The organism is Chryseobacterium hagamense (genome assembly GCF_007991455.1).
In the GTDB taxonomy this organism is placed as follows: Bacteria; Bacteroidota; Bacteroidia; order Flavobacteriales; family Weeksellaceae; genus Chryseobacterium; species Chryseobacterium hagamense.
In genome coordinates this window covers 1-9,595 of sequence record NZ_BJYJ01000057.1, presented here as the reverse complement: position 1 = coordinate 9,595, position 9,595 = coordinate 1, and the positions used below count along the sequence as shown (strand labels likewise).

General features: G+C 41.9%; 7 protein-coding genes and 1 pseudogene. 5 read left to right on the top strand and 3 right to left on the bottom strand.

Annotated elements, in window-relative coordinates:
* Positions 1–86: 86 nt before the first annotated feature.
* Both CHA01nite_RS19965 and CHA01nite_RS19960 read left to right on the top strand, forming a co-directional pair.
* Entirely contained in the window at positions 87–926 is an 840-nt protein-coding gene (locus tag CHA01nite_RS19965; RefSeq protein ID WP_146944699.1) for a GLPGLI family protein, read from the top strand.
* A 37-nt stretch (positions 927–963) separates the two neighbouring features.
* On the top strand, positions 964–2,181 hold the full coding sequence (locus CHA01nite_RS19960; protein ID WP_146944697.1) for a hypothetical protein: 1,218 nt from the start codon (positions 964–966) through the stop codon (positions 2,179–2,181).
* Positions 2,182–2,498: 317 nt separating this feature from the next.
* Here the strand turns inward: CHA01nite_RS19960 and CHA01nite_RS19955 are convergent, their stop codons facing one another.
* A complete protein-coding gene (locus CHA01nite_RS19955) occupies positions 2,499–3,233 on the bottom strand; it encodes an SDR family NAD(P)-dependent oxidoreductase (RefSeq protein WP_146944695.1) in 735 nt (244 codons plus the stop codon).
* A 160-nt stretch (positions 3,234–3,393) separates the two neighbouring features.
* On the opposite strand from CHA01nite_RS19955, the gene CHA01nite_RS19950 reads away from it, so the two are divergent.
* The 3 genes from CHA01nite_RS19950 (at position 3,394) to mnmE (ending at position 8,388) form a co-directional block, all read left to right on the top strand.
* A complete protein-coding gene (locus tag CHA01nite_RS19950; RefSeq protein WP_146944693.1) occupies positions 3,394–3,750 on the top strand; it encodes a winged helix-turn-helix transcriptional regulator in 357 nt (118 codons plus the stop codon).
* A gap of 164 nt (positions 3,751–3,914) precedes the next feature.
* Entirely contained in the window at positions 3,915–5,684 is a 1,770-nt protein-coding gene (locus CHA01nite_RS19945) for an aminopeptidase P family protein (protein WP_146944691.1), read from the top strand.
* Positions 5,685–7,002: 1,318 nt separating this feature from the next.
* On the top strand, positions 7,003–8,388 hold the full coding sequence (gene mnmE / locus CHA01nite_RS19940; RefSeq protein ID WP_146944689.1) for a tRNA uridine-5-carboxymethylaminomethyl(34) synthesis GTPase MnmE: 1,386 nt from the start codon (positions 7,003–7,005) through the stop codon (positions 8,386–8,388).
* 309 nt (positions 8,389–8,697) lie between these two features.
* Here mnmE and CHA01nite_RS19935 read toward each other — a convergent pair.
* A pseudogene (locus tag CHA01nite_RS19935) lies at positions 8,698–9,120 on the bottom strand (DUF4240 domain-containing protein); the annotation flags it as partial.
* Positions 9,121–9,132: 12 nt separating this feature from the next.
* A complete protein-coding gene (locus CHA01nite_RS20895) occupies positions 9,133–9,324 on the bottom strand; it encodes a hypothetical protein (RefSeq protein ID WP_228458473.1) in 192 nt (63 codons plus the stop codon).
* Between the last annotated feature and the right edge of the window lie 271 nt (positions 9,325–9,595).

The following is a 9,595-nucleotide window of genomic DNA, read 5'->3' as shown; positions in this document are numbered from 1 at the left end:
TTCTTAGTTATAAAATCTGAAATTTAATTCACCTGTACGTGGTTATATTTGAGTATATTAACGTCTTAATTTAATGTCTGTGCAAAATGATCAGAAAAGGAATAGTTATACTCAGTTTTTCAATTTCCGTATTTTGTTTTAGCCAAAAATACAACTTTACGTATGCATACACCTATAAGCCCGATTCGTTAAATTTAGAAAAAACCGAAACCGAACTGATGGGGCTGTTTATCGATAAAAACGGATCCACTTATTTCAGCCTGGCAAAAGTGAAAAGAGATTCTGCCATTGCACAGAAGATGGAGCCGGACGGGATGCCTCCGGATAGGGCGGTTTCAACAAGTGTTTTTCCGCAAGGGAAAATTCGGGGTATCATTCGGAAAGACTGGCGATCCAACGAAGTAATATCTTACCTTCCGGTGAATACAGACCGGTTTAAAATCACTCAACACCTTACCCTGAATTGGCAGATCGGAACAGAAACTGATCTGATACAGGGAAAAAAATGCCAGCGGGCAACGGTAGAATATAAAGGACGAAAGTACAATGCATGGTTTACCAATGAAATTCCCGTTTCCGAAGGTCCTTATAAATTTTCGGGACTTCCGGGATTGATCGTAAAGATCGAAGACAGCCAAAAACAGCATATCTGGGAATTGAAAGGAATTGAAAAGTTCAGAAATGTAAAACTTAATTTATCTGCCTACATTCCGGTGACAGAAAGCCGGTATAAAAAAGCCCTTGAAGATTATAAGAGAGATCCGATGAGCAGAATGAGAGAACTTAAGCAAAGGTATAATATTACCAGCTTAACATCAACGATGCCTGACGGGACTTCATACTCAGATATGGAATATGAAAAAATGAGAACCAGGAAAATCCAGGAATATTTTAAGGAAAATAACAATTCCATCGAACTTGACTGAACATACATCCTCATCTAAAAAAATAAACAATTTAATCATGGACAAAAAATTAAAAATATTTCTGATCAGATCCGTCGTTGTTCTAAGCGTAATCCACCTGGCTTATTTTACCTATGGATACTTTAAGTTTGAAGGAATTCATCAGGTTGATATCTACACGGAGTTTTACCGGTTTAAATTTTATGATGACGTTTCTATTTCCCACGTTTTTATTACCGGCCTTTTTCTGTTTTGCTTTTTCATTTTACTATTGAGAAACCATTCCAAGAAAAGATATAATATTGCGGGTAAAGTGAAAATTGGTGCTTCTTTACTGCTGATTTCCTTTCTCTCACTGACTTTTTTTATCAGCTACAGCTTTGGGTTGAATGCCAAAATGAGAACGGAGCTGCCTGAAAAAGATTTTAACAAAGACAAGACTTTGCTCAATGTTTTAAATCCGTTCTTATACAATTATACTTCCTACAGTTCCGATAAATTATTCAATCCGGAAAATATTTTATATCCTGAGCCTTATCCGGTAATCGCGGAGAAAGACACTACTTTTTATGATCCCGGTAATCCTGAATATTATTCCGTCCAGACAAACTATTACAGTATAGATACGTTGAAAGTACTGAGTTCCGATTACAAAAACCTAAGTTCCGGAATCCTGTCGGGAATGGGTGATCTTGGAATTGAACCCGAAACCTTTACCAGAAGAATTATGTCGAAAAAAACAATCGGGGACAGTACGGAAATTATATTCAAAGGGGTTGAGGCCTATCCGGAAAATGATGAAAACGTCTGTATCTTTACGGAAAATAAGATGCTATACACTCCCGTTCATCAGGTTTCCCAAGCCGGACAACAGTATCAGAATGCAGTAATGAGATACAAACTGCTCTACAAATATGACCGGGACTCGCTGCTTCATTCACTTCAAAACTTCACGGCTTTGCTTAAGAAATACAAAATAGAATCGCAGATCGTTCCCAAGGACCTGACCCATGATGTCTTTTATTACCGCGATCATACCCGTGAGCCCCTCAATGGAATCCGGAATACTTTCGACAGGGATAAGTTAAAGGAAAGATTTGCAGTCATCGAGCGTCTTTTTTATCAACCCAATTACCTTCATCCCTCAATACAGATTATTTTCATAACCGTCGTCCTGAGTGTATGGCTCGCTGTCTTTCTGCTGTACCTGATCTGGAATTATGTGAAAACAAGAAATCTCAGGATTTCTGCAGAAGATAATGGATCTTATCGATGACATGACAATTGATATATTACTATGGACTCGCAAAAAGAAGCCGGATTAACATGCTGGAAGATGGATGCGGGAAGTTTCCCTGGTCAAAAATACAATCAGAAGTCTTGATGATCAAATGAAAAGTGTGAATCTTTTATTCATTCTAAACGAGGGAGAATTCTGTTAAAACCCTGACTGAATCAGTTTAAATTTAAATAATTGGATACAAGCTAAATACGGTCGGATTCGCGTTGTATTATATTCTTGAAATTAAAAAGCGTCGTCAGGTTCCGGAATGTAAAACTTGACGACGCCGTACGCAAAAGCGGACGAAAAAATTACCGGCGGATGGTTACTCCTCCGTCAACCGACAAGTAGGAACCCGAGATGTAGGATGCTTCGTCTGAAGCCAGGAACACGATAGCATTGGCGATTTCTTCAGCTTCTCCGATCCGTTTCAGGGGAACCGCAGCAGCAATGGCATCTTTGATATCTTCCGGCGTCTGCTGGTTCATCGGGGTATCCGTTAATCCCGGGGCAACGGTATTAACGCGGATTTTCCGGTCTGCCAGTTCGATGGCCGCCGTACGTGCGATGGCATCCACAGCGCTTTTTGTTGCGGCGTAAGCGCCCATCTGTGCATATCCGCTCACGGAAACCCCGGACGAAATAAGAATAATGGAAGCCCCTTCTGCCAAGTGGGGAATGAGTTTCTGTAAAGTGAAGAACAGTCCTTTTACATTGATGTTGAAGAGGTCGTCAAATACTTCTTCGGTAGTTTCTTCTATTGAAAATTGTTTTGCAATTCCTGCATTCAGTACCAGGACATCAATTTTTTTTCCGCTTTCCGAAACCTCTTTTTCCAATGCCCCGATATCTTCGAGTTTAGAGATGTCAGAGGCTAAAGTTTTAAACTTAGAGCTGTTGATGGTTGCTGATGCCTGATCCAGTGTAGCCTTATTTCTTCCGGTTACCAGAACGTCCGCGCCTTTTGAAATAAACGTTTTTGCGGTGGCTAACCCGATTCCTGCGCTTCCGCCGGTAATGATTACATTTTTATCCGTGAAATTCATTTTTTTAAATTTTAAATGATGAAATTAATTTTGTCTGAGACTTTTAAATGATTTGTTGCTTAAATCGATTTCTTTAACGGGACAAATTTAAGATGAATAAATTTATTTTAGTAACTTTGTAACTAAAAGTAACAGTAACTTTTGAGTAACAAGGTAACTTATGCAGGAAATAAAATGCCCGGACAGCGATACCAACATAAAACAGATCAGGGCTGTTCATGATGCCATGGACGTTTTAAACGGTAAATGGAAAATTTCAATCATTTCATCCGTCTGTTATTACAACAAACGGCGTTTTTCTGATATTCTGAACGATGTAAAAGGCATTTCCAACAAAATGCTCAGCAAAGAGCTGAAAGAACTGGAGATGAACCAGCTCGTAAAGAGGATCGTGCTCGATACGCAACCCGTAACGGTACAGTATCAGCTCACAGAATACGGCCTGACTTTAAAAAAGATCATTGATACCCTGGCCGACTGGGGAACGGAACACCGGAAAGTAATCGTTGGGAAATGAAAAAGGCGGTATGTACTTCAGTAAAAAACAATGCGCAAGTGCGGTATTTATCTGAGCCTTAATCAAGGCAGGCAGCAGGCGGCAATAAAATCCGATAAAACATCAGGAAACGCTGCCGGATAACCTTTAAATTCGTAACTTCACATCTTAAAATTATTCAAAAAATGACTTCAAAGGAAAAAGTAGCTGCGCTTCGTGAAGAGATGCAGAAAAATAATGTTGATGCATTTATAGTATATTCCGCCGATCCGCACATGAGCGAATACCTGCCTCAGGAGTGGCAGGAAAGGGCCTGGCTGTCGGGCTTTTTAGGTTCCGCAGGATTTGTGGTAATCACCAGGGATAAAGCAGGCCTCTGGACCGACGGACGGTACTTTACCCAGGCTCCGATCGAACTGGAAGGATCCGGGATTGATCTTTTCAAGGACGGGATGGAAGGTACGCCGAACTATATCGACTGGATCATCTCTGAAATTCCGGAAAACGGAAAAGTAGCGGTGAATGCCCAGGCCACTTCCCACGCCAACTGGGAACTGCTGACGGAAAAACTGAACACTAAAAATATGACCCTGGCCGATCTTCCTTTGCTAAAGGAAATCTGGAAGGACCGGGGAACCCCTTCTAAAAATCCAATCTTCGTACACCCTGTGGAAAGAGCCGGGAAATCGGTGATTGATAAAATTGCAGCCATCCGCCAGAAAATGGAGGAGCAGTGTGCCACCATCCATATTATTTCAAGCCTCGATGATGTGGCCTGGACGTTAAACCTCCGGGGCAGCGACGTTGAAAGCAATCCTGTATTTTTAGGATATCTGGTGATTACAAAAAACGATGCGAAGCTTTTCACCGATCTGGATAAACTGGATGTGGAATCAAGACGGCAGATGGATGAAGCCTGGGTGAAAATGATGCCGTACGAAGAATTCTACAACTGCCTGAAAGACTTCAGCAATGAGAAAGTATTGGTTTCGCCGAACAGCAACCAGTCGATTTTCGAAGCGCTGAAACCGGACAACGAATTTATTAAAGCAGCGGTTCCGGGAAATCTGATGAAAGCCCAGAAGAATGAAACGGAGCTGGAAGGTTTCAGGAAAGTAATGGTGCGTGACGGTGTGGCCATGGTGAAATTCCTGTACTGGCTGACGCACCATGCCGGAAAAGAAACGATGAACGAATATTCCATCGGTGAAAAGCTGAGAGGTTTTCGGGCTGAAGGAGAGAACTTCGTAGGGGAGAGCTTCGGAAGCATTGTCGGATACAAAGATAACGGAGCCATCATGCATTACTCTGCGAAAAAGGAAGGCAGCAAGGAAGTGACCAACGAGGCCAGCATCCTGGTGGATTCGGGAGGCCAGTATCTTGAAGGAACTACGGATATCACAAGGACCTTGGCTTTAGGCAGGGTTTCCGAGGAATTCAAGAGAAACTCAACACTGGTTCTTCAGGGACTGATCCGTCTGTCGATGGTGAAATTCCCGAAAGGGACCAAAGGGGTTCAGCTGGATGCCATTGCAAGACTGCCGTTGTGGATGGAAGGCAAAGACTACAACCACGGGACCGGCCATGGGGTGGGAAGCTTTATGAATGTACACGAGGGCCCTCAGAATATCCGTAAAGATATGAATCCGCAGGAGCTGATGGCCGGAATGGTGTGTTCTAACGAGCCGGGATATTACCTGGAGGGCGCATACGGCATCCGTCACGAAAACCTGATCGCGGTAAAAGAATCTGAAACGACCATTCATGGCATTTTCTACGAGTTTGAAACGCTGACGTTCTGCCCGTTCTTCAAAGATACCATTGTTAAAGAGATCCTTTCAGAAGACGAAATTTCGTGGCTGAATGCTTATCACAAAACCTGTGAAGAAAAACTTGTACCGTTCCTGGAAGGGGAGGTTAAGGAATGGTTCCTTGAATTGGTAAGCCCGCTTTAGAAGATATGAAGGCTGGAAAAGGAAGCAGGATGGTGGAAGTTTTTTCGGTGAACATCCATGTTAAAGTCAAGACCGGCTTAAAATGTTAAGATACATCAATCGTCCTGCAAATCCTGCAGGACGATTTTTTTTAAAAGACGGTACCGTATTTTTACGGTGTTGTTTCAGGGTTTTCCCTGAATCTGCCGAAGCCTGCCGGTCTTATCTTTGTCTCAACAAACATCATTCATATCTTCAATAGTAAATTCAAAACAGGCAAATCATCTCAATCTTTGAGGTGATTTTTTTTATTTTAATATGTTGACTCAAAGAAGATCGGGTTAAAAGGCTGGAAGAGGGATGCCGGATGCGGGAAGTTTCCTGTGTTAAAAACAGGGGCAAAGGTTCTGCTGGCCAAACGAAATCTTTTATCATCCTGTCAAAGAAGGTTCTTGCTTAAAACCCTGAATGAATAGACTTGGGTTTATTCTTTCATTAAATAAAGAAGCAAACATCAGCTAAATAAGGTTGAACTTACATTGTTTTAACTTCCGAAGGGTAGTTTTCTACAGGATAGAATAAAATCCGGTCAGAAGCGTAAACGCTTTATTGATTTAAAAGAACTCTATTTAGAATCCTGACTGAATTAACCTAGGTTTTTTTAAATGAAGCAAACGAATGAACAGGAGTTTGATAAAGTCAAATCCACATTAAACAGACGGTAATCCATTGTTTTTGAATTCCTTTTCATTGAAGGAGGATCAGAAATCAGGAGTTTTTTTCGGGGTGGTTTAAAAGGTGATCAGTCAACGGTGAATTTTCCTTTGCAAGTGGATGGTCAATCTGATGTACTGAAAAAATTGATGAGCAAAGTGTATGGACGATTCAGCATCGACGTCCGTTACTACAGGAGGAATTTTGCCCGGGCCGGTCAATATCCGGTTAACAGTGATTATCCATCGGTAAACCTTGGCCATTGGTTGTTTCATTTACTACTGCCTAGCCCGGATAGTAACGGATACCCCGCAGCAAGCGATGGGAGCGGTGGCCAGAGCGCAGGCCGGAAAGGCGTGAGGAGTATGAGTGGATAGCCGGAAAAAGCTCCTGAAAAAATACCGGTTTAGTCGATGGCGAAGTCTGTGTTTCATCTGAATGGTGAACCTTGAGGTGTTGAAAATTGAACGTAAAGGGCAGTGGTGAGTTTTAGTATGCAGGTGAATGGTAAATCTTTACTGAAAATTGACGGGCACAGCGGATTGACCATTCATTATTCACCTTCCAATAGAGGCAATAGACAAACGGTATGGCGGTTTGCGATTAAATTCCGTAAATTTGCGGCATGAATAACGATACGATTTGTGCGCTGGCTACGGCCAACGGTGTAGGGGCCCTGGGGATTATCCGTGTTTCAGGAAATGAATCTCTGGCGGTGGTTCAGAGATCATTTCCGGGGAAAAACCTGGCCAGACAGAAGTCGCATACCATCCATTACGGTTACTTTATGGACGGGGAAGAAGCAATCGATGAGGTGATGCTTTCGATTTTCCTGGCGCCGAAAAGCTTTACGACCGAAAATTCCGTGGAAATTGCTTTTCACGGGTCGCCGCATATCGGAAAACGTATTCTGGAAACTTTAATGAAGAACGGCGCGCGGATGGCCAAAGCCGGTGAATTTACCCTGCGGGCTTTCATCAACGGCCGGATCGACCTTTCCCAGGCCGAAGCCATTGCCGATGTCATTGCCTCCGAAAATGAAGCATCGCGGAAAGTCGCCATCAGCCAGCTGAAAGGAGGGATCACCAATGAAATTTCGTTTCTGAGAACGGACCTCCTGAACTTTGTTTCGCTGATCGAACTGGAGCTTGATTTTGCGGAGGAAGATGTGGAATTTGCAGACCGCACCGCCCTGAACCAGCTGCTGGATAAGATCACCCTGAAATTGAATTCCCTGATCGAAAGTTTCCAGTACGGAAATGCGATCAAAAACGGAACAGCCGTCGCCATCATCGGAAAACCGAATGCCGGGAAATCGACGCTGCTGAATGCGCTTTTAAAGGAAGAGCGTGCAATTGTCAGCAACATCGCCGGGACAACGCGCGATACCATTGAAGAAGTACTGCATATCAAGGGGCACGCCTTCCGACTAATCGATACGGCCGGATTACGTGAAACGATGGACGAAATCGAAGCCATCGGGGTAAAAAAAGCCAGGGAAAAAGTAGCCAATGCCAACATTCTGGTTTACCTGGCCGATGCCGGAACCGCCGATTTCTCGGAAGATATTGAAATGATCAGATCCCTGCTGAGGGACGACCTGAAACTGATCATCTGCGCCACGAAAATCGATGAAGTCATTCCTACCCAATACGAAAGAGCAGAGGAGACCTTCCGGCAGGCAATTACCCACGAATTTGATTTCATTAAAATTTCTGCCGTCGAAAACCAGAACATCCAGGATCTCAAAAACGAACTGTCTTCCTACGTCGAACAGCTGAAAGCCTCCGAAAACAACATAGTCATCACCAACCAGCGCCACTTTGAAGCCTTACGGAAATCCCTCGAAGCTGTCGATAAAGTCAAAGAAGCCATCACCTTCCGGATTTCCACCGAACTCCTGGCCTACGAACTGCGCAATGCTCTCGAACATCTCGGTGAGATCTCAGGGGAAGTAACGAATGATGAGGTGCTGGGGAATATTTTTTCCAAGTTTTGTATCGGGAAATAGACCGGTTTTATATGCTATGAAGACTGCAATTGTAATGCACTGTTTCAGCAGCCATCACCGGATCGCGGAATAAAGCTTTTATGGGAAGCAGATATTATTGAAGTCCGGTTTTTAATTTATGCAAATAGCATAAACGATCGCAAAATCAGGAGCCTGAATTTAAAAGCTCATTGCTTTTTGGAGCATGTTTTACTCATTCACAATCTGTTATATTTTCATCAGGTATTTCGTACACAGTCCGGGAATTTAAGTTGTTTTTTTGCAACTACAATATCTTCCAAATATAAAAGTTTAAGTGACTCCGATATTTTAATTCCAAAAACGTTCAAATAATTGAGGACAAAGTTTTTTCATGCTTTCAGGATGTTCTTCTTTCCAGTCAAATTCAAACTGAGGATAATTCCCTTCGGTTGTTTTAAAATGTTCGTAGTCGATAAAATCATATAGGTTTTTTCCTGTCTTTTTCGTAAATGCTTCCAAGGCAACATACCAAAAACTTTCAAAGTCAAACATTTCATCCTCGCCATTCTCTTTCTGACTGATAAGGGTGTCTGGATTTTCTTTTGCTTTATCATAGACATCTTTTCCTCTTGAAATGACCCAATTCCTAAAATATTCAAATCCATCATCCGAACATCCGTCATTCATAATATAGGCGGCACACCACATTTTTGAATTATATGTATCATACAGCAATTGATCTGTTCTTAAACGAAAGCCAATCATTTCTTCGGGGGTTAATTTCTAAATGTCATTGATTAAAAAAGCCTCTTGCTCTGTTTGATTATCCGTACTTTTTAATGAATGATCAATTATATTCCAAAAAATATTTTCATCCAGTATTTCAGCGGTTTTTTGAATATTGCTAAAATTAGGTTGACCGGATATTTTTTTTCCGGCTTGTGATTTTCCAAAAAGTTTTCCGAATAGTCCCATAGAATTATTAAATTTTTATCAATACGAATATAGTGCAATTGTATTAAATCACAAAAGTTAGAATAATGTTGGTTATAAATTTGTAGTTAAGTTACATAAACGGTGGTTTTATGAGATTCGGTTTTAAATTTTACTCTCTGCAGCTAGGTCGCTGCGAGCATCTGGAACCGACGACAATTTCTCATTTGCCTATCGTCTTATAGACATCCGGATCGCATTGTACAAAGACTGCATCAGATACAGGTTTTTATCTTTCCAATTAATGTTTTTC